This window comes from Mesorhizobium subarcticum (assembly GCF_055456085.1).
In genome coordinates this window covers 417,062-437,058 of the sequence record NZ_JBVBEG010000002.1, presented here as the reverse complement: position 1 = coordinate 437,058, position 19,997 = coordinate 417,062, and the positions used below count along the sequence as shown (strand labels likewise).

Here is a 19,997-nt window from a genome sequence, read left to right as displayed (position 1 = left end):
CATTGCTCACGATCGAGGGCCTGGCCGTCGACTTCAGCGGCGTGCGGGTCATTCGGGGGATCGACCTCACGCTTTCACGGGGCGAAGCGCTTGGTATTGTGGGCGAGTCAGGGTGCGGCAAGTCCGTCACCTGGCTTGCCGCCCTCGGGCTGCTGCCGCGCACGGCCACCGTGTCAGGAAGCGTCCGTCTGGACGGGGAGGAAATGCTGGGCGCAGCAGCCACGCGGCTCGACCGGATCAGGGGCGGGCGCGTGGCGATGATCTTTCAGGATCCGTCGAGCGCGCTCAATCCTGTTATCCGGATTGGCCGACAGGTTGGCGAAGTTCTCGCGCGACATCAGGGGGTGTCGGGATCGAGCATTCGGGCGGAAACGAAACGTCTTTTCGAACTCGTGGGCCTGCCGGACGCGGGGCGTCGGCTCGACGCCTATCCCCATGAACTGTCTGGCGGCCAGAACCAGCGGGTCATGATTGCCATGGCGCTCGCCGGAAAACCGGACGTCCTGGTTGCCGACGAGCCGACAACCGCGCTCGACGCCACGATCCAGGCTCAGATACTGGATCTGCTGACCACCATTCGCCGCGAGACGGGCATGGCTCTTGTCCTGATCAGCCACGATCTCGGCGTCGTTTCCGAGACCTGCGAACGCATCATGGTCATGTATGGCGGCCGCGTCGTCGAGACGGCGCCGTCAGGCCCGATCTTTGCAAACCCGCAGCATCCCTATACGCAAGGTCTCCTTGCGGCTGTACCACCTTTCGACGGCGCGTTGCATCGGCTCATTCCCATCGAAGGACAGGTGCCGGAGCCGGCAAACATGCCTCCGGGTTGCCCGTTTGCGCCCCGCTGTCCGCAACGTCTGGCAGTTTGTGAAGAAGCTGTTCCACCACTCGCGCAAACCGAAGGCGGCCATTTCTCCGCCTGCATTGCAGGGGCCGCCACTGAGGCCCAGCAATCCCCGAACGTCAACAAAAGCGTGCTGGCATGACTGAAAACATTCTTGAACTGCACGGCATTTCCCGAAGCTATTCGACGCGGCAGGGCCTCTTCGCAAGAAAGGTGCCTGTCCATGCCGTCGATGACGTGTCGCTGTCGCTGCAACAGGGGGAGACGCTGGCGCTCGTCGGCGAATCCGGTTCGGGAAAATCAACGACAGGACGGATAGCGCTTGGTCTTGAACGACCGAACAGCGGATCTGTGCTGTTCCGCGGGTCTGAACTGCCGACCACCGATACACCAGCCTGGCGCCGCATGCGCACGCAAATGCAGATGATCTACCAGGATACACTCGCCGCGCTGGACCGCCGACTGTCCATCCTCGATCAGGTCCGCGAACCTCTCGACATTCACGACATCGGATCTGCATCGGAGCGGAACGACAAGGCGCTGGCGATGCTCGACGCGGTCGGCCTGAATGCCAGTCACGCCGCAAGTCTGCCGCATCAGCTGTCGGGTGGGCAGCGTCAGCGGGCCGTTCTTGCCCGGGCGCTGATCATGCAACCGGCGTTGCTGGTCTGCGACGAGCCGGTCTCGGCTCTGGACGTATCGATCCAGGCCCAGGTGGTGAACCTTCTCATGGACCTCCAAAAGGACCTGCGTCTCAGTCTTCTGTTTATCAGTCACGATTTGAAAGTGGTTCGCCAGGTCAGTCAGCGTATTGCTGTGATGTATCTTGGGCGCATAGTCGAATATGGCGAGACAAATCTTGTGCTCTCGAACCCTACGCACCCTTACACGAGGGCCCTGGTATCGGCAGTCCCTGTTGCAGGCCGGCGCACGCGTGAGCGCATCATCCTCAAAGGCGAACCACCCAATCCCGCAGACCGTCCGACGGGCTGCGCGTTCCACCCTCGCTGTCCCGTCGTGCGGCCGGAGTGCATGAGCCTTTCCCCCACATTCTCAACGCTGCCGGACGGACGCTCCGTCGCTTGTCATGCCGTCGATGCCGCCCAACCGACCAAGGAGGTTGGAATCTGATGCTTCGGTTCGCTGCTATCCGTATCCTCCGTGCCGTTCTGACAGTCGTGCTGGTGATCACATTCGCCTTCATCGTCCTCAGGCTTTCCGGAGATCCAGCCCGCAGTATCATGGGCGACGATGCCGCGCCGGAGGCCATGGCCGCCTTTCGCCGGGAGTGGGGTCTCGATCAGCCGCTCTGGATGCAATATCTCCACTATTTCGCAGCGATTTTCCAGGGCGAGCTCGGCCGGTCGATGCGTGGCGGCGGGCCGGCACTTGACCTTGTCCTCGGACGTATCCCGGCAACGCTCATGCTGACCCTGCCTGCACTTGTGATGAAGTTGGCGATCGGCATTCCAGCCGGTATCTATGCCGCTCTGCACCGGGACAGCGCCATCGACCGCGCCGTTATGGTCACGGCGGTCGCCGGCTATACGGTACCAAGCTTTGTCCTCGGACTCGTCCTGGTTCAAGTCCTGTCAATCTGGTTTGCCTGGCTGCCGACCGGCGGCACGGGCAGTCTACTGCATCTCATCCTGCCGATTATCACTCTCGGCGTTGGCGGCGCCGCCGTACTCGCCCGCTTCGTGCGAAGCGCGATGCTGGAAGTGCTGGGGCAACCCTACATTCGTACTGCCAGTGCCAAGGGAATCCCTTGGGCTGCGGTGGTGCGTGGCCACGCCCTGCCGAACGCCGCGATTCCCACCGTTACCATTGTCGGCTTCATGGTTGGCAATCTGATCGCTGGTTCGGTTGTGGTCGAGAGCGTGTTCTCTTGGCCGGGTGTCGGTAATCTGCTGGTCGTGTCGGTGACAGCCCGCGATCTGGCGGTCGTGCAATGCATTCTCCTGCTGGTCGCTGTCGCAATGGTGCTTTCCAATCTCGTCGTGGACTTTCTCTACGGCTTTCTCGATCCGCGTCTGGCCGAAGCCAACTCTGGCCGAGGACACTGAGAATGAAAATGATGGAAAAAGTGACCGAAACAGCAGCTGGCAAGCGGAAGAACCCCAACCGCCGGATCCCATTCTCCGTTATCGTCAGCGTGCTCTGGATTGTTCTTATCGTCGCCGTAGCGCTGCTCGCCGATCAAATCACCCCATACCAATACACCGCTCTTGATCTGCCGAACCGGCTGGCATCGCCATTCCACCCGCAGCATCTGCTCGGAACGGACGAATTGGGGCGCGATATTCTGTCGCGATTGATCGTGTCCGTTCGTATCTCGGTTCTGGTCGCGCTGGGGGCGACGCTGATTTCGGCTTGCTTCGGCACGACGATGGGTTTTGCGGCGGCCCACTTTCGCGGTCGCATCGAGCAGTTCATCCTGATGCTCGCCGACTTCCAGGCGGCCATGCCGTTCCTTATCCTTTCGCTCTCGGTGCTTGCGTTTTTCGGCAACGCTTTGCCATTGTTCATTGGACTGATGGGGCTTTACGGCTGGGAGCGTTATGCCCGTATCTCTCGCGGGCTTGCGATCTCCGCCAGTGCACAAGGCTACGCGGGTGCTGTTCGTCAATTGGGTGCGAGCCCGACGGGGGTATATGTGCGTCATATCCTGCCGAATATCTCATCGACGCTCATTGTTTCCATGACGCTTACCTTCCCGGAGATCATCCTCATGGAAAGCAGCTTGTCCTTTCTGGGCCTTGGCGTTCAGCCCCCGCTGACGAGCCTCGGCAATATGGTCGGCTATGGCCGGGAGTATATGACCCGTGCGCCCTGGATCATGTTTGCGCCTGCTGTGCTGATCGTCACGACGACGCTCGCGATCAGCTTGTTGGGCGACTGGCTGCGCGACCGGCTGGACAAAGGACTGCAGTGATGCGGTAAAACAGCAATCGAAGACGGCAGCCCTGTCAGGGGCAAGAGGATCAAACAGATCGCAAGGTTTCATAAATGAGAATAATTGTTATCGGAGCGGGGGCAATTGGTTGCTCCATTGCTTATCACTTGGCGCAAGAAGGCGCCAGCGGTTGGATGGCAGTCTGCGATGAACCTTCTCGCGCCATAAACAGCTTATTCAGTCGTCCCAAAGACGGCATTTCGAAGCGTTCGAAATAAACCAAAAACTAGGAGTTGAACATGAAAGTGATTGTGATTGGCGCGGGGGCAGTTGGTTGCTCTGTTGCTTACCACCTGGCGAAAGAAGGCGCGGCGGTCACAGTTGTTGATCCTGAGGGCTTGAGAGGTGGAGCCACACTCACCAGCTTCGCCTGGTTGAACGCTCACGACAAGCGCCCAGAGGAATACTATCACCTGGTGATGCGTGGAAACAGGGCCCATCGCGAGTTGGGCGAGGAGATCGGACATGCGAATTGGCTAAGACTGACTGGATCTATCGAATGGTGGCCGGCGGGTACAGAGAAAGCAAGAGAGCATGCCGGGCGGCTTGATCGTCTGCGTTCGTACGGACACCCCATCGAGGTCTTGAGCGCGGATGATGTGCTGGCCTTGGAACCAGATGTCTCCCCGTCAAGTCTTGAAGGCTGCGAAGCCGTCTATTACCCTACGGATGGCGCCGTCGACACTGTCTCGTACCGTCACGTTCTCATGCGCGGCGCGGAGCAGCGAGGAGCTATTCTGGTCGAGGCCAAAGTGACGGAACTCGTGGAGCGCTCGGGCCGGATAACGGGTGTTCGCCTTGCCGATGGTCGCGAATTGGAAGCCGACTCCGTCATCAATTGCGCAGGCCGCGGGGCCAACGCCATCGGTATTCGTCTCGGATATTCAATTCCGTTGGATTGGCGACCAGGGATGACTGTAATCACAGACGTGAACCGCAACAACGTCAGCAGGGTCATCAAGGCGCCAAAAATCTATATCAAGCCCGAAGGCGCAGGCCGACTGCTCTTGCATGCGAAATCCGCTGATCAGACGCTGAACGACATTGATGCGCCCGATGCCGGGAAAGCCGGTGCTGAAGAAATTGCCCGACTTGTCGAAACAGTTCTTCCGGACGTGCGAGACGTCAAGATCGCTGAGGTGAGGATCACAGTCAGACCCTATCCTGTCGACGGGAAGCCGGTATTTGGTTCTCTTACTGGTGTCGGCGGCTATCACGTCGCAGTCATGCATTCAGGAATATCGCTCAGCCCGCTGGTAGGCCGCGCTGCCGTAGAGGAAGTGCTGTACGGCCGAACTTCGGCGGATTTTGAAGCCTATGGGCCCATGCGGTTTTCAACTGCGGCTACGCCTGCAGCCTGACGACCCACGGAGTTCAGGGCGTTATATGACCTCGGCGCAGGATGCGCCAAGGTCAGGATTCGGTCACGCAATTGGGTGCGATGTTGCATGCTCTCATGAGCGATTTTTGGGCCCCTGCTTAACGGAGGCCCGCGTTACAGTGAATGATTTCGCGGATCGATGGGCTATCCGACTTGCGCCCCTACTTCAACGGCAATGCAGGACGGTACTGCGCTTCGAGCTGCTGACGGAAGGTGGTCTGTCCAAACAGCCACAAGCACCAGCAATAGAAGCGGAGCATGCAACACTTTATCGGCCTCGATGTCGCGGTGAAAGAGACCGCAGTTTGCATTGTCGATGAATCCGGCAGGATCTGCTGCGAGGTAGAGGTCGTCAACCACTCCGACGATCTTTATGACGGGATTGTCGCTCCCAGGGATATTGGGCAACTTCCGCCCAAAGAGGCTCCGAACGGCAAATACCTAGAACGGACGATCGCTGCTCTGATTGCGGTCGCGGCGCCGGGAGCTGGCTTTGTTCGTCATCAAAAGGGGCCAGAATGCAGGAACGCAGGCAGTTTCGTGCCTCGCGAATAGCCAAGACACGTGCAACAGCAACTTTTGCGGTGCCGAACTTCGCAGTACGGCATCGCGCCCGATTAGATACTTCAAGCCTATCAGCCTATCGTAAATGGAGATCTTTACATCGCATTTTTCGATAACCGTCATGCTGTTGTAGCAGAGCGACCATAAACAATCGTCATGGTGCGCATTTCGAGAGAAGGCTGCACGTTCGGTGCTGCGAGGGCGATGAGGCAGCATCCGCGACTGCGAAATTGGAAGGATAGCATGATTGGTTTTATCAAGTACACGATCGTCGCGGCGGCCATTCTCGGCACCCTCGCAAGTGCGGCGATCGCTGCCGTGAGCGGGACCGCGATCAACTGCCTCTCACTGTGCCGCTCGTCCTAACCGTTCCAAGGAGACGCCGTATGACTGCCGCACTGGACTGCAAGGGCATCGTGAAGTCGCTCGGCGGCAAGCGGGTGCTAGACACGCTCGATCTCGACGTCGCCGCCGGTGAAGTGGTCTCGTTGCTCGGCGCTAGCGGCTCCGGCAAGACCACGCTGTTGCGCTCCATCGCCGGGCTGCATGACCCCGACGACGGCACCATCACGCTGAACAGGAAGGTGATCTGGAGCCGGACATCTAAGGTTCCGGTGGAAAAGCGCCGCATCGGCATGGTTTTCCAGGATTATGCGTTATGGCCGCACATGACGGTGGAGGGAAACCTTGCTTTCGGCCTCAAAGCCCAGAAGATACCACAGGCGGAAATCAGAAGCCGCATCTCCCATGCGCTGGAAGTGGCGCGGTTGCTACCCTACGCCGAGCGCTATCCCACCGAACTTTCCGGCGGCCAGCAACAGCGTGTCGCAATCGCGCGGTGCCTTGCCGCAAGGCCTGCGCTGATACTGTTCGACGAGCCGCTATCCAACCTTGACGCCGCGCTGCGCGAGGACATGCGCACCGAGATGATGGAACTGGTGCGCCGCGAGCGCATCACCGTGATCTACGTCACGCATGACCAGGCCGAGGCGATGGCGGTCTCAGACCGCATCGCGGTGATGTGCGACGGGCGCATTGCGCAGTTCGACACCCCGGCGCGCATCTACGACGCTCCAGCCAACGCCTTCGTTTCCAGCTTCATCGGCTTCTCACTGGTTCGTGGCAAGGCGGAAGTCGGTCATTTTCGCGTAGACGGCGACGATCGGGGCGCGCTTGCAATCCCCACTGTCCAAAACGGCAATAGCATTCTCGTTGTTCGCCCCGAGGATGCCCGTCGTGCCGACGCACATCCCGAAAGCCGGCTCGCCGCCACCGTGCATTCGCGCGCCTTTCAAGGTCGGTGCTGGCAGCTTGGCCTCGATATCGGCGGCCACAAGGTGAGGATCGACTGGCATGAAGGCGTCGAGCCGGGCAAGGAACTGGTTTTCTCGCTCCCACCGGAGCGCTGCGTAATTCTTTCGGCATGAACGCTTAGACTGCGGTAGGGAGCGAAACGACCATGAATGACATCACAGCAATTACCTCGACTATTACTGCCTCGTTCCTCGCCTCACTCGTCGAGGTAGTAGAAGCCTTCACCATTGTGCTGGCCGTCGGCATCACCCAGAGTTGGCGTCCGGCCTTCATTGGCACCGGCGTCGCCTTTGTCGTGCTCGCCGGGCTGGTATTGCTGCTCGGGCCGCTGCTGACGCTGATCCCGTTACAACTCCTGCAATATGTCATCGGCGTTCTCTTGATGCTTTTTGGCATGCGCTGGCTGAGAAAGGCGGTACTCCGAGCTTCCGGCTATATCGCCCTGCATGACGAGGACAGGGCGTTCGCCACTGAAACCGAGACGCTTTCCAAGCAGAAAGCAGACAAGCGAGCCGACTATCTCGCCGGGGTCACGGCGTTCAAGGCCGTGCTGCTTGAGGGCGTCGAAGTGGTGTTTATCGTAATTGCAGTAGGCGCCGCCCGTGGGGCGACGCTCTATGCCGGGCTCGGCGCGCTGGCCGCCTTCATCGCCGTGCTGGTGATAGGGCTCATGGCGCACAAGCCGCTATCACGAGTGCCAGAAAACAGCCTGAAATTTGTAGTTGGCCTGATGCTTACCAGCTTCGGCGTGTTCTGGATTGGTGAGGGGCTTGGCGTTGAGTGGCTGGGCTCCGATCTGATGCTGGTCGGCATATTCGTCGTCCTCGCTGTCTTTTCGCTTTCCGCCGTGCGTTGGCTGCGCGGCATCCACCGCATTGCCGAAGGAGCCGCCGAATGAACGCGATGCGCATCGCATTTGCCGAACTGGTCGGCATGTTCGTCGACGACGGCATGCTGGCTCTCCTTACTGTGTTCTGGATCGCGATCGTCACAGGACTAGTCAAGCTGGTGGGCGTTTCGGGGCTCGTCGGCGGCCCCCTGCTGTTGGTCGGCGCGATTGTCATCCTTGCTGAGAGCATGAAACGCGCTACCAAGCGGCAATGAACTCGTGCAACCACGGAATAACTGGCGCGGAAATGGATCGCATTTCAACGCTGAAACGAGAAGTCAACATGATCGGTGTTGCGGCGCTGAGGCAGCATTCGCGGCCGTCAAATTGGGAGCATAGCATGATTGGTTTTTTCAAGTGCGTGGTCAGCGCGGCGGCCATTCTCGGTGCCCTTGCGAGTGCGGCGATCGCCGCCGACTCCATTACGGTCTATTCCGCCATCGGCTCGGCACGGCCGGTTGCAACTCTCTTCACCCAAAGGAGCGGGATCGCGGTCAACCTCGTCGTAGTTCCGACGGGCGAACTGCTCGGCAAGATTGCCGCCGAAGGAAACAATCCGCTATTCGACGTGCTCTGGGTTGAGGGCTCGGCGGTCATGAGCCGCGTGGCAGCTGATGATCTTTTGAAGCCGCAGCCGGATCTCGCGCGATCGCTAGCCTATTCGAGCACCGGAAAGACGCTTATCCCTCTCGGTGCCACCTTTTTGCCCACAGCGGTGAGCGGCGTAGCCATGGCCATTAACACGAAAATTCTTGCCACCAGCGAGGCGCCCAAGTCCTGGTCCGATCTCCGGCGTTTCGCCGGCCAGGTGGCGATGAAGGACCCAGTTCTGTCGGGCTCTGCGTTCCACGGAATGGCCGAATTGTTCCAAACAGACGGCGAGGTGGCTGGCAAGGCGCTGCTTACCAGCGTGCTGACCAACAGGGCAATGGCGGGCCTTTCGGGCGGCGACGTCAATCGCGCGCTGATTTCTGGACAGGCGAAAGTCGTCATTCAGCAAGATAGCGCGATTTACGGCCTGATTGCCAAGGGCGAACCGGTTCAGGTCGTCTATCCGAGCGAGGGAAGCGTTGCGCTCGTGACCTGCATCGGCATTTCGGCCGCGACAAAAAAAGAAAGTACCGCTCAGGACTTCATTCGCTTCGTTCTCAGCCCCGACGGCCAGAAGTCGATGATGACCTCCGGCGATGACGACAGTTATTTTGGACCCATCGTGCAAGGCGTTGCAGCCAAGGGCGGCCGGCCCGACAAGCAAGATTGGATCCGCTCCGATGACAACACGATCGTGCAGAAGGAGCGAGAGTGGAAGAGCTGGTACCGAAACACTTTTGCGCCTTGAGCGCATCGATGCCGTCGTTGTCCCCACGGATGCCAGCCAGACCCCGAATGGAATACTTCCTTTTCGTACGCATCGGATGCGCTGCGCGTGGATCTGATGAGCGCGTTTCACCGGCGCGCTTGCCCCTGAACGGATTTCGATGATGACGATTGGCAATGAAAGTATTCTCCCTCTGTTTCGCTCGGGACTGCCTCTCCGGCAATGGCGTTCGTTGCCTGCCATGATGACGCTTTGGAGCTTGACCTGCTGCTTGATCCTGCTGCCACTAGCGGCGGTGATACTTCAAGCATTAATACCCAACATCTTCGCACCGCGGCGGCCTGACTTCGGCTTGTCGGTGGCGCCGTTTTTGGAGCTGGCGTCTTCTCCGCGCTTGGCACGAGGCGTGCTCAATTCGTGCCTCGTGGCCTGTGTCGCGGCGACTTTCGCTACAGCAGTCGGGACCGCTATTGCCTTGATCGTTGATCTGACCACCGTAAGGGGGCGCCGGCTTTGGGTGGCTGTTCCCTGGATCGTGTTCATGACGCCGGACATCTTCAAGGGGCTCGCATGGGTCCTGCTTCTGTCGCCAAGCGGCTATCTGGTTCACTTGGGGCTACTGTCGTCCGATGCAGCCGAACGGTTCTTCAGCCTGCCCGGGCTGATGCTTGTCGAGTCCCTCGCAGTGTTCCCCATTCCCTACTTCCTCGCGCGCGTCGGGCTTTCAGGTCTCAATCCCGGGATGATCGAGGCGGGGCGCCTCACCGGGGCCTCGGCACGAGTGGTCGTGCGGCGAGTAGTTCTGCCGGTGATCGGACAGGCGCTCGCGCTGGCCTGGCTTGTCAGTTTTGCCCATGTGATTGGCGATTTCGGCTTTGCATCGACGATCGCACACTCCATGAATGTCGGGCTGCTGACCTACAACATTTATGCCGCGACGCTGCAATATCCGGGAGACCTCGCTGCTGCCGCAGCCCAATCAACGCTGCTGTTGGGCTTGGTGGCGATAGTGGCTTATGTCGGGAGAATAAAGAGCGGGTGGCGAGGCCAAGCCGCTGGCCATGGCCTTAGGACCTACCAAAGATTCAGGCCCGGCCACGCCGAGGGTCCGCTGATCGCCATCTTGCTTGTGATCGTCTTGGCGGCTGTCGTGCTGCCGCTCGCTGCCATTGTGTTGAGGGCGAGCACCCTCACGCTGAGCGGTGGCCTCGCCTGGCAAAATCTTTCGCTCCATTGGTTTGCCGAAGTGATCGGCGGAAGCGAACCGTCGATCCAGGCACTCGTTTCAAGCGTCGGCTATGCGATCGGAACGGGTGTCGTGGCGAGCCTCATCGGCTTGCAACTCGCCTATTGGACGGCGAACTACGGAAGCAGGAAAAGGGCGGCGATAGGCACGGCGGCCGTTATCATCACCGGCCTTCCCGAGATCATCCAAGCGGTTGGATACGTGCTCGTCTATTGCCGGATCCCCGGCATTCGAGATCTGCCTATCTATGGAACCTCGACGGCTCTGATGATCGGCTATGTTGCCACCGCCTTGCCTTATGCGTTTCTTCTGCTTCTTGCCGCGATTGAGCGGCTTAAGCCTTCGCTGCGCGACGCTTCGCTTTTGGCCGGCGCTTCGGATTGGCTGCACATGAGAGCGATTGTCGTACCGCTGATTACAACCGGCTTGACGGCCGCGTTCGGGATTTCGGCCCTTCATGCGATGTTCTCGCTGGCGATCTCAGAATTCCTTGTTCCCGTCACTGGGCCACCTCTGCCGGTCGTTCTCGTCGAGCGGTTCTCGAACGGGCGTGAGGCAGAAGCATGTGCCCTATGCGTCGAGGCCGCTATCGTGCTCGGATTTGGGGCCGCGATTGTAAAGGTGGTGAACCGATTGCTTGAGCGCCGGCATCGAGGGCATGGCCTTCCTGGACCACTGTCTTTCGGACGCAAGGACGGTCGCCAAACTTTTCCGGACCATCGGACGGGATTAGTGGAAACAAACGCTCTATCGTCCGACACGACCTGTAACACAGATCCGCTGATCGTCGGTGCTCCTCGAAGGCTTTGACCATTCCGGCCAAGCTGAGCATGATCAGCGGCACCGTAAAGTTAACCGACACCGGTCAAAAATGTTGCACGCGGCTTTCGCTTATGCGGTTTGCAGGCGTGCGATTTCGTTCCACATCTGCATGGCTTCGGTTCTCAGTTCGCGATGATTGTCTGATGAGATCTCGTGGCGTGGAATGTGAAAAAGGTTGGCGACAGGGTCATGGGAATTCTCCGCCCGGTTGTTCAGGCCTTTGTGTGATCGATGTTCGACGCCGGGCATGATGTCGCGCTTTGCCGCACCATAGGATCGCAGCTTGTCGGTGATCATGACGCGCGGCGAGCGCCCCTGTCCTTTCATAAGCTTTCGCATCAGGCGTTTGGCGGCCTTGGTATTGCGGCGGTTCTGCACCAGCACGTCGAGAACAAAACCGTCCTGATCGACAGCGCGCCACAGCCAGTGCTTCTTGCCGCCAATGGAGATGACGACCTCATCGAGGTACCATTTGTCGCCGAGCCTGCCGGCGGATCGCCTCCGGATATCATTGGCGAAATGCCTACCAATTTCTCCACCCAGAGACGCACGGTCTGGTGCGAAACGATGTCCCACGCGCCGCCAGCAGATCTTCGACCATGTGTTGATGGCTTTTCAAAAGCGCGTCTAAACGACGACAAGGGTTTGGTGCTTGTGGACGGAACAAAAAGGCGGCCTTTGCAGGCCGCCGCGTGTCGAGGATGTGTGCTTTAGAACGAGGACGGGGCGTTTTCGATATTGCTGTGATCGGTCGGTGCTCGTTGCTGCTCCTGGATAAGTTCCTGGAGCTGGACGCCGTAGTGCGACCAGATGCTGTCGGCGAGATCGTTGAGGAGCTCGAAGACAGCGAGCGCCGCAGGGGTGTCCATTCGGGATTGATGAGGAAGTGGATACCCCGACTGAGGAGGGGCGCTGATGATCGCCTTCGAGCAGCATGTGCACTGCCTGAACCACAAACCGGTCATCGTCGTTCTTGAAGGACAGAATACCCTTCATGCGGAGGAGGTCCGCACCGAAGCGCTGCACGATCGTCTGGACCCAGGGCATAAATTTCTGCGGGTCGAGCGGCTCCTTGGCAATTAGCGAGAAACTCTGGATGTGGTCGTCGTGCTCGTGGTCATGATCGCCGTCGATGAAGTCGGGCTCGATCTCCAGGATCCGGTCGAGGTCGAAAGCGCCGCAATCCAGAACCTTGTCGAGAGGAATGTCGCAGCGCTCGGTGCGATGGATGGTGGCTGTCGGATTGATCCGGCGGATGCGCGCCTCCACGTCCTGCAACTGGGCTTCCGTCACCAGATCGGTCTTGTTCAGAACGACGACGTCGGCGAAGGCCAGCTGCTCCTGTGCTTCGTGCGCCTGTTCGATTTCATCGAGCACATGCTTGGCATCGACGACTGTGACGATCGCGTCGAGCCTGGTTTTAGCTCGAACATCATCATCGACGAAGAAGGTTTGCGCGACTGGCGCCGGGTCGGCAAGGCCGGTCGTTTCGATGAGAATCGCATCAAAGCGGCCCGGGCGCCGCATCAGCCCTTCAATGATGCGGATGAGATCGCCGCGCACCGTGCAGCAGATGCAGCCATTGTTCATCTCGAAGACTTCCTCGTCCGCGTCCACGATCAGGTCGTTGTCGATGCCGACTTCGCCGAACTCGTTGACGATGACGGCGTATTTCTTGCCATGCTGTTCGGAAAGAATCCGATTGAGGAGCGTGGTCTTGCCCGCGCCGAGATAGCCTGTGAGCACGGTGACGGGCGTCTGTATGTTGGCGATGTTCATGTTCGTTTCCGTTCGTTGGCGTGTTACTTGAAGTAATCTTGGCCCGTCATCGCAAGCGCCGGAGCAGGCCCCCGCCCAATTCCGTCACAGATCGCGGGACGCGCGCGAGCAAGGATGAAAGACTGACGGGACGGGCGTGGAGGGTTGCCTCGAACAGCTCTCGGATTGGCTTCTCATCGATACCGTCGGTGATAAAAACGAGGCGCGTGGTGTGGTCGTCACTTGGCCACGCGTTAAGAACGACCGGAGGGAAGACCGCGTGCTGGACCGCATGAACAATGCGCGGCCGGTCCGGATCGGTTGCGAAACCGACCAATCCCTTTACCCGCAGGAGCCGTGCTCCGGCCGACTGGCGAAGGATATCGAGAAACCGGTCGAACGCCTCCGGCTCGACGGCCAGTTCGCGGACAATAGAAAAGCTGCGGATCCGCCCGCCATGCCTGTCAAAATTACTGGGCCGTGCTTTCGTATGGCCCTGATTGCGACCGATCACCTGGTCCAGCGCCAGCCATGCTGTGACGTCGTCACCAATAGCCGAAGGCACGTAGGCCCTCGGCTCGAAAAGCTCCGCAACATTGAAATCTGCGGAATGTCGATCGACGATCAGGGCGGCCGGGTTAATACCTTGCAACCGGTCCGCCAGTGCCGCGATGTCTTTTTTCGATGCCGGATCGAGTGCAAGATCGGTCTTGGTGATGACGACTCGGTCGGCGAAGGCAATCTGCTTGGCGGCCTCGAAATGGTTCTCGATCGCCAGTTCGCCCGTGACCATGTCGACTGTTGCCACGAACCCTGCGAGATCATAGGAGCGGGCGACGACATGATCGCGCAGGCCCATCGCCGGCGTGACGCCTGGCAAGAGCTGGTTGACCAGCGGGGCCGGATCGACAAGTCCGGTGGTCTCGATGATCACGCGCGAAAATTTCGGCATAGCGCCTGTGCGTGCAGCCTCGTGCAGTTCGAACAGCGTTGCCCTGAGATCGCTTCCAAGCGTGCAGCACAAACACCTGGTGGATGTGCGCAGCATCTCGCGCGATCCGATACGCACCAGGTCGTGATCGATTGCGACATCACCGAATTCGTTGATGATGACGGCGCTATCGTCAAAGGCTGGATTTTCCAGGATTGCGTTCAGCAGTGTGGTTTTGCCAGACCCAAGGAAACCCGTGAGGATGATCACAGGAATCTTAGGCATCGATGCACCATCCGCATGACGGCCTGTGCGCCTCGCGTGCTAACTGTTTCAGAAGACCGCAAAAAGTACCCAGATGCCACCCGCCGTCCCCGAGGCGACCTGTAACCGCTTCTTGATTCATCGTCTGTCTGCGCACTGCGCTGGATGTATCAGCCGAAAACCGTGTCATATATTCCCAACGCCTGAAAGGTAATAACATTACAATTCGATAGACAAATGTAATAACATCACATAGGACAACGTCAAGGTCGAATTGCCCTTGCGGAGTCTCCATGCAGTCTGAGACATTCTTGAAGCGCCGGAAATGGCCGTCCCTCGGCATGATGTCGATAGCGGGGCGGTTGATGATTGCCGCTGTTGCGATTGTCGCCATCTGGCTGACGCTTATTCCGCTGGTGTCCGGTTCATGATGCCTGCGTCCGCCGTCACGCTGCACGATCTGACGCTTGGTTATGACGGCCATCCTGCGGTCCATCATCTAAGCGGCAGTTTTGCGAAGGGATCGCTGACGGCGATCGTCGGTCCGAACGGCGCGGGCAAATCGACGTTGCTTAAAGGTATGATGGGAACGATCACGCCGCTTGGCGGGCGCATCGAACACCACGGCACGCCCGCGCGTGACATCGCCTACCTGCCGCAGATCGCCGACATCGATCGAAGCTTTCCGGCAACCGTCAACGATCTTGTCGCACTCGGTCTGTGGAAGCGTCGAGGTCTGTTTCGCGAAATCTCCGGACGCGATCGCATAGATATAGCCAGTGCGCTGGAGGCCGTCGGCCTCAGCGGTTTCGAACACCGCCAGATCGACACGCTGTCGGGCGGTCAATTGCAGCGCTGTCTGTTTGCGCGCGTTCTCCTGCAGGATGCGCAGATCATTCTCCTGGACGAACCGTTCACGGCGATCGACCAAAGGACCACGGCGGACCTGATCGATGTCATCCTGCGCTGGCATGCGGAAAGCCGCACCGTCGTCGCCGTTCTGCACGACACCGGCCTTGTCCGCGAGACGTTTCCGCAAACGCTGTTGATTGCCCGAGAACCGATCGCCTGGGGACCGACTGAAAGCACGCTAAAGGCGGAGAACATGCTTCGGGCGCGGCGGATGACGGAAGCGTTCGACGAGACGGCACCATGGCACGACCATACCGATCATAAGGAAGCACGGTCGTGATAGATTTTCTCTGGGGGCCGTTTGCCGAATTTGCCTTCATGCAGCGGGCGCTGGCAGGGGCCATCATCCTTTCGCTGAGTGCCGGGCCGGTCGGCGTGTTCCTCATGCTGCGGCGGATGAGCCTGACCGGCGACGCCATGGCGCACGCGATCCTGCCGGGAGCAGCAGCCGGCTTCCTCGTGGCGGGTCTGGAAATCCTGCCGATGACGATCGGCGGCTTTGTTGCCGGCATTCTTGTGGCGTTTCTCGCCGGTGCCGTCTCGCGTTTTACTGTACAGCGGGAGGATACCAGCCTTGCGGCATTCTACCTGATATCGCTGGCGCTCGGCGTCATGCTGGTCAGCCTCAAAGGCTCCAATGTCGATCTGATGCATGTCCTCTTCGGAACTGTACTGGCGTTGAACGATGACGGACTGATCATGATCGGTGCCATCGTTTCGGTCAGTCTGGCGATCCTTGCCGTCATCTGGCGTCCTTTGTTTGCCGAATGTCTCGATCCCGTCTTCCTGCGCAGCGTCAGCAAATCGGGCTATCCGATCCACCTGATTTTCCTGGCGCTGGTCGTCATGAACCTCGTCGGCGGGTTTCAGGCGCTGGGTACTTTGCTGGCCGTCGGCCTGATGATGCTGCCGCCCGCCGCATCCCGCTTCTGGGTGAGAAGCCTCGAACGCATGTGCCTTCTGTCCATCCTGATCGGCGCAATCTCCAGCTATATCGGCCTTTTGCTCTCTTTCCATCTCAGCGTGGCCTCCGGGCCCGCCATCATTCTGACAGCAGGCGCGATCTACGTCGTCTCCATGCTGTTTGGAAGCCGCGGAATGGTGACGATCCGCCTTACTCCAAAGCGTCACCGTACAGCTTGAAGGATAACGACATGAATTTCACCAAACGTACGCTGATGCTTGCCATCCCGGCATTCCTTGCGCTCTCATCCTCGACCGCGCTGGCGGCCAATCTCAACGTCGTTGCCAGCTTTTCGATTCTCGGCGACATCGTTTCGCGCGTCGGCGGCGACCGGATCGCGCTGACAACCATTGTCGGCCCGAACGCCGACACCCACGTCTATGAACCGACACCGGCCGACGCTGTCGCGCTGACCAAGGCGGATCTGTTTTTCGTCAACGGCCTCGGCTTCGAGGGCTGGCTCAACCGCCTCGTTGAATCCACCGGATACAAAGGCAAGGTCGTCGTTGCCAGCGAAGGTATCTCGTCGCGGAAGATGGACGAGGACGGTGAGACCATCACCGATCCCCATGCCTGGCAAAGCCTGACCAACGGCCTCGTCTACGTCAAGAACGTCACGGCCGGACTGTGCGCGGCGGATGCAGCGGGATGCGACAGCTACAAAGCGAATGCTGCGGCCTATTCGGCTGAAATCGCCGCTCTCGACGCTGAGGTAAAGGCTAGGATCGCCGAGGTTCCGGAAGGGCAACGCAAGGTCATCACCACCCATGATGCCTTCGGCTATTTCGGGGCGGAATATGGCGTCACGTTCCTGGCACCCGAAGGCATCAGCACCGAAAGCGAGGCGTCGGCTGCGGACGTCGCCAAGCTGATCCAGCAGATCAAGACCGATGGGGTCAAGGCGCTCTTCGTCGAGAACATGAGCGATAGCCGCCTGATCGAGCAGATTGCCAGTGAAACCGGCGTTAAGCCCAGAGGCGAACTTTATGCCGACGCGCTATCGAGCAAGGACGAGGCCGCCCCGACCTATCTCGATATGTTCAAGCACAACATCGCGCTGCTCGCGCCAGCCATGATGGGCATGTAGCCCTCCTTTGCTTCTGTCGTGCGCCTGATCCTTGGCGCGCGACAGGTCGATGCGCAGAGGGCAGGAGCGGCCCCGACTAGAGACGCTTGTCCTTTCGTGGAAGAATGTTGACAGGGGCGAGATCGACACTGCATCTTCGCTCAGAAATTGCCGGACCACGGTTTCTGCTCCCCTGGTGCGAAGCTTCGGGGCGACCGTCAGCAGCTGATCAGTACGCCGGCCAATGTCTGAAAAGCGTGAGCAAATGCCTAGAGGAAATCACGCGGGGCTCGGCCGACGTCGCGGCGCGCTACGGTTGCGAGGAATTCGTCGTCCTGCTTCCCGAGACGGGATTGGCCGACGCCGTTATGCTGGCGGAGCAGTTTCGGACCGAACTTCAGTCACTGGGCATAACACATCGAGTTTGGCGTCGTTACCGCGTGCGTCGGCATTTCCAGCATGGGGGGGGAAATCCGTTTCTCAATCCGCTGGAGCTTGTTGCGAGGGCGGATACGGCGCGGTACGAGGCTAAAAGCCAAGGCAGGAACCGGGTGATTGTATCCCCTCCAGAGCCGTTGCGCGGAAAATCCAGCGCTGCCCAGATAGCCAGGGTATAAGTGTCAATCTCAGAAAGCGCACATCGGCGCCACTCCTTCGTCAAAGCAACGATACCCTCACTGCGTGACGCCAAAACCACCACCACGGCTGAAAAAATCGCAGGTTCATCTATCTACATCGCGACACCAAAGCCGGAGATCCGCATGCCATCGACGACAACGCCCCCGACCTGCTGGTGACCCTGACGGCCGAAATCGTCTCGGCCTATTTGGCCCTATCGGGCCGAAGCTGATGCGATTTTGGCCAAGCTGAAGAACGATAGGTGAACGTCAGGGATTGGCGTGAGCTTTGGGGTCTGAGTAGCACGCTGCTACTCAAACCCCAAGTTGCACTACTCGCGGGCAGTTTCATTGAAAATATAACGCGGAATAGATTTAAACCGCGATTCTTTCTTCACGACTTATAGATTGAAGGCGGGCATAGCTCAAATCCAGAGGCGGCTGGCTACACTTAGCCGAGAGCGACCGGGTTTGTAGATTTCACGCCGCCCTTTGCTATAAAAATCCTGTCCCTTGAGAGAGAAAATGCAGCGGCAAGTCGATCCCACACGGCAATTCTTCTTCAAGGTTATTTTGCCGCTTGCTCTGCTGACTGCATTGCTCCTCGTTGGTTCGGCTGGCGGTCTGATCTGGCTCGCAAACTATCAGACAAAAACCGCGATAGGCGAACAGGCACGATTGGCGCGCGCTGCGGTTGATGTTCATGGCGAAGCCCTTGCCAAGGGAGCGGCAGACTACGGCCATTGGGATGAAGCCGTAGCCGCGATCATCGATCGCTTCGATTTTACCTGGGTCGACGGCAATATCGGGAAAGGCGGCGCGGAGAGTTATGGGCTGGCTATGTCGTTCGTGCTGGACCCCGAAAATCGTACCGTCTACTCTTACGTCGATGGAAAAGGCGGAGCGACGGATGCCCAGTCGCTGCTGTCCAACGGCTTCAACGAAATAATTGCGCATAATCGCGCCGGCGATCACGTTAGCCCAACGTCTGGTCTGGTAACCGCAGGAAACGAACTCGCCATGGTGGCGGTAGCACCCTTGCGCCCCTTCGAAGACAAGGTGCGGCCGCAGGATACCGGCTATCTGGTTGTGTTCGTGGACCTCTTGAACGGACGCCGCTTGGCCGAGCTTGGGCATACTTATCTGCTGCCCAATCTGAGATTCGTTGATTTTGATAACGAGAGTGTAGATCCTCGTGCGCGAATCCGCATTTCGGACGAGATACGGGCAACGGCCCGCTATCTGGCCTGGGATCCTGCGCGTCCCGGTGATGCGCTCTTGCGAATGGCTGGACCGGTTCTCATCATCACCCTATGCGCCTTCGTGGCTCTGTCGATATTCGTCCTTCGCTGTTCGGGAGAGGCGGCCCGGCTGATCCGCAGCAGCGAGGCTCGCGCTATGCGCGACGCACTTACCGGCTTGCCCAATCGCGTGCTGCTGCTTGATCGCCTGGATCACCTTATCGGCCATCTGAAAAGCCGACAGCCGGGCGTGGCGCTCATGTATCTCGATCTGGACGGCTTCAAAGCGGTCAACGACGGGCACGGCCACGCTGCCGGTGATGAGCTTCTCTGTCAGGTCGCGGAGCGGTTGCAATCGCTCCTGCGCGAGCAGGACACCGCGGCCCGTATCGGCGGTGATGAGTTCGTCGTCGTCATGCCGGTGCTGACCAATCATGAGGAGTTGCGGACGCGAGCGAACCAAATCATTGAGACTTTGCGAGCCCCGTACAGACTAGCCGACACTGTCGTCGAAATCGGTGTTAGCATCGGCATCGCCGTATCGCCCGCCGACGGACAGGAAAGCGCCGCTCTCCTGCATAAGGCCGATCAAGCACTTTACCTGGCTAAATCCAGCGGCAAAGGAAGAGCGCGGTTTCACTCGGAAAAGGCCCTTCGGGTGGTCAGCCGCTAAGTAACTGCCCGGTTGTTACCAAAACCCCGTCGGCTCATCAGTCAAATAGAGCCGCGATCGATCCGCACAGCAAAACAGCCATCATGTTTTATTTGGCGTCAAACGCGTCCGATCGGCAAAAGCATCGACTGTGTGAACTTTTTTACACGTACTTTCAATCTACCCTAAGCTGGGCGGAAGCCTGTTTGGGGGCGAGAAGGGCAAAGACCCTCAGTCCCCCCAGAAGGATCTCGC

At 59.2% G+C, this 19,997-nt stretch carries 21 protein-coding genes and 2 pseudogenes; 19 read left to right on the top strand and 4 right to left on the bottom strand.

Annotation, left to right across the window (positions count from 1 at the left end; genetic code table 11):
- The first annotated feature begins 2 nt into the window (after window positions 1–2).
- The 13 genes and pseudogenes from ACZYHG_RS33985 (at window position 3) to ACZYHG_RS33925 (ending at window position 11,325) form a co-directional block, all read left to right on the top strand.
- A complete protein-coding gene (locus tag ACZYHG_RS33985; RefSeq protein WP_464615330.1) occupies window positions 3–989 on the top strand; it encodes an ABC transporter ATP-binding protein in 987 nt (328 codons plus the stop codon).
- On the top strand, window positions 986–1,978 hold the full coding sequence (locus ACZYHG_RS33980) for an ABC transporter ATP-binding protein (RefSeq protein WP_464615329.1): 993 nt from the start codon (window positions 986–988) through the stop codon (window positions 1,976–1,978). Before ACZYHG_RS33985 ends, ACZYHG_RS33980 begins: the two co-directional genes overlap by 4 nt.
- The gene (locus ACZYHG_RS33975; RefSeq protein ID WP_464615328.1) at window positions 1,978–2,913 is read left to right on the top strand and encodes an ABC transporter permease; all 936 of its coding nucleotides are present in this window, start codon (window positions 1,978–1,980) and stop codon (window positions 2,911–2,913) included. Before ACZYHG_RS33980 ends, ACZYHG_RS33975 begins: the two co-directional genes overlap by 1 nt.
- Window positions 2,914–2,921: 8 nt before the next feature.
- A complete protein-coding gene (locus tag ACZYHG_RS33970; RefSeq protein WP_464615353.1) occupies window positions 2,922–3,782 on the top strand; it encodes an ABC transporter permease in 861 nt (286 codons plus the stop codon).
- Window positions 3,783–3,856: 74 nt separating this feature from the next.
- Entirely contained in the window at window positions 3,857–4,021 is a 165-nt protein-coding gene (locus ACZYHG_RS33965) for an FAD-dependent oxidoreductase (RefSeq protein WP_464615327.1), read from the top strand.
- A gap of 21 nt (window positions 4,022–4,042) precedes the next feature.
- Complete coding sequence (locus tag ACZYHG_RS33960; RefSeq protein WP_464615326.1) at window positions 4,043–5,164, top strand: NAD(P)/FAD-dependent oxidoreductase; 1,122 nt, start codon at window positions 4,043–4,045, stop codon at window positions 5,162–5,164.
- A gap of 278 nt (window positions 5,165–5,442) precedes the next feature.
- A pseudogene (locus tag ACZYHG_RS33955) lies at window positions 5,443–5,556 on the top strand (IS110 family RNA-guided transposase); the annotation flags it as partial.
- A 435-nt stretch (window positions 5,557–5,991) separates the two neighbouring features.
- Complete coding sequence (locus tag ACZYHG_RS33950) at window positions 5,992–6,114, top strand: hypothetical protein (RefSeq protein ID WP_464615325.1); 123 nt, start codon at window positions 5,992–5,994, stop codon at window positions 6,112–6,114.
- 20 nt (window positions 6,115–6,134) lie between these two features.
- Complete coding sequence (locus ACZYHG_RS33945) at window positions 6,135–7,175, top strand: ABC transporter ATP-binding protein (RefSeq protein WP_464615324.1); 1,041 nt, start codon at window positions 6,135–6,137, stop codon at window positions 7,173–7,175.
- 32 nt (window positions 7,176–7,207) lie between these two features.
- Window positions 7,208–7,960 carry a COG4280 domain-containing protein gene (locus tag ACZYHG_RS33940; protein ID WP_464615323.1) on the top strand — a complete coding sequence of 251 codons (753 nt, stop codon included), beginning with the start codon at window positions 7,208–7,210 and terminating at the stop codon, window positions 7,958–7,960.
- Entirely contained in the window at window positions 7,957–8,166 is a 210-nt protein-coding gene (locus ACZYHG_RS33935; RefSeq protein WP_464615322.1) for a hypothetical protein, read from the top strand. Before ACZYHG_RS33940 ends, ACZYHG_RS33935 begins: the two co-directional genes overlap by 4 nt.
- Before the next feature lie 32 nt (window positions 8,167–8,198).
- Window positions 8,199–9,290, top strand: a complete 1,092-nt coding sequence (locus tag ACZYHG_RS33930; protein ID WP_464615321.1) for an ABC transporter substrate-binding protein — start codon at window positions 8,199–8,201, stop codon at window positions 9,288–9,290.
- Between the two features lie 139 nt (window positions 9,291–9,429).
- Window positions 9,430–11,325 (top strand): ABC transporter permease, encoded by a 1,896-nt coding sequence (locus tag ACZYHG_RS33925; RefSeq protein WP_464615320.1) that lies wholly within the window; start codon window positions 9,430–9,432, stop codon window positions 11,323–11,325.
- 81 nt (window positions 11,326–11,406) lie between these two features.
- Here the strand turns inward: ACZYHG_RS33925 and ACZYHG_RS33920 are convergent.
- From ACZYHG_RS33920 to ACZYHG_RS33910, 3 genes and pseudogenes are all read right to left on the bottom strand, one after another.
- Window positions 11,407–11,938: pseudogene (locus tag ACZYHG_RS33920) on the bottom strand (IS6 family transposase); the annotation flags it as partial.
- Between the two features lie 26 nt (window positions 11,939–11,964).
- Window positions 11,965–13,116: a CobW family GTP-binding protein gene (locus ACZYHG_RS33915; RefSeq protein ID WP_464615319.1), complete on the bottom strand. Its 1,152-nt coding sequence runs from the start codon at window positions 13,114–13,116 to the stop codon at window positions 11,965–11,967.
- Between the two features lie 46 nt (window positions 13,117–13,162).
- Complete coding sequence (locus ACZYHG_RS33910) at window positions 13,163–14,311, bottom strand: CobW family GTP-binding protein (RefSeq protein ID WP_464615318.1); 1,149 nt, start codon at window positions 14,309–14,311, stop codon at window positions 13,163–13,165.
- A 272-nt stretch (window positions 14,312–14,583) separates the two neighbouring features.
- On the opposite strand from ACZYHG_RS33910, the gene ACZYHG_RS33905 reads away from it, so the two are divergent.
- Genes ACZYHG_RS33905 through ACZYHG_RS33890 form a run of 4 tightly spaced genes read left to right on the top strand, consistent with a single transcriptional unit; the run spans window position 14,584 to window position 17,253 of the window.
- On the top strand, window positions 14,584–14,721 hold the full coding sequence (locus tag ACZYHG_RS33905; protein WP_464615317.1) for a hypothetical protein: 138 nt from the start codon (window positions 14,584–14,586) through the stop codon (window positions 14,719–14,721).
- Window positions 14,721–15,482, top strand: a complete 762-nt coding sequence (aztA, locus tag ACZYHG_RS33900) for a zinc ABC transporter ATP-binding protein AztA (protein WP_464615352.1) — start codon at window positions 14,721–14,723, stop codon at window positions 15,480–15,482. The genes ACZYHG_RS33905 and aztA overlap by 1 nt, the downstream gene beginning before the upstream one ends.
- Window positions 15,479–16,345, top strand: a complete 867-nt coding sequence (gene aztB, locus ACZYHG_RS33895; protein WP_464615316.1) for a zinc ABC transporter permease AztB — start codon at window positions 15,479–15,481, stop codon at window positions 16,343–16,345. Before aztA ends, aztB begins: the two co-directional genes overlap by 4 nt.
- 11 nt (window positions 16,346–16,356) lie before the next feature.
- The gene (locus tag ACZYHG_RS33890; RefSeq protein WP_464615315.1) at window positions 16,357–17,253 is read left to right on the top strand and encodes a metal ABC transporter substrate-binding protein; all 897 of its coding nucleotides are present in this window, start codon (window positions 16,357–16,359) and stop codon (window positions 17,251–17,253) included.
- Here ACZYHG_RS33890 and ACZYHG_RS33885 read toward each other — a convergent pair.
- A complete protein-coding gene (locus ACZYHG_RS33885) occupies window positions 17,164–17,499 on the bottom strand; it encodes a DUF1403 family protein (protein WP_464615351.1) in 336 nt (111 codons plus the stop codon). The two genes, ACZYHG_RS33890 and ACZYHG_RS33885, sit on opposite strands and share 90 nt — an antisense overlap.
- Between ACZYHG_RS33885 and ACZYHG_RS33880 the strand changes: the two genes are divergently transcribed.
- Together ACZYHG_RS33880 and ACZYHG_RS33875 are read left to right on the top strand one after the other, a co-directional pair.
- Window positions 17,490–17,849: a diguanylate cyclase gene (locus tag ACZYHG_RS33880; protein ID WP_464615314.1), complete on the top strand. Its 360-nt coding sequence runs from the start codon at window positions 17,490–17,492 to the stop codon at window positions 17,847–17,849. The genes ACZYHG_RS33885 and ACZYHG_RS33880 overlap by 10 nt on opposite strands.
- Window positions 17,850–18,374: 525 nt before the next feature.
- Window positions 18,375–19,763, top strand: a complete 1,389-nt coding sequence (locus ACZYHG_RS33875; RefSeq protein ID WP_464615313.1) for a diguanylate cyclase domain-containing protein — start codon at window positions 18,375–18,377, stop codon at window positions 19,761–19,763.
- The last annotated feature ends 234 nt before the right edge of the window (window positions 19,764–19,997 follow it).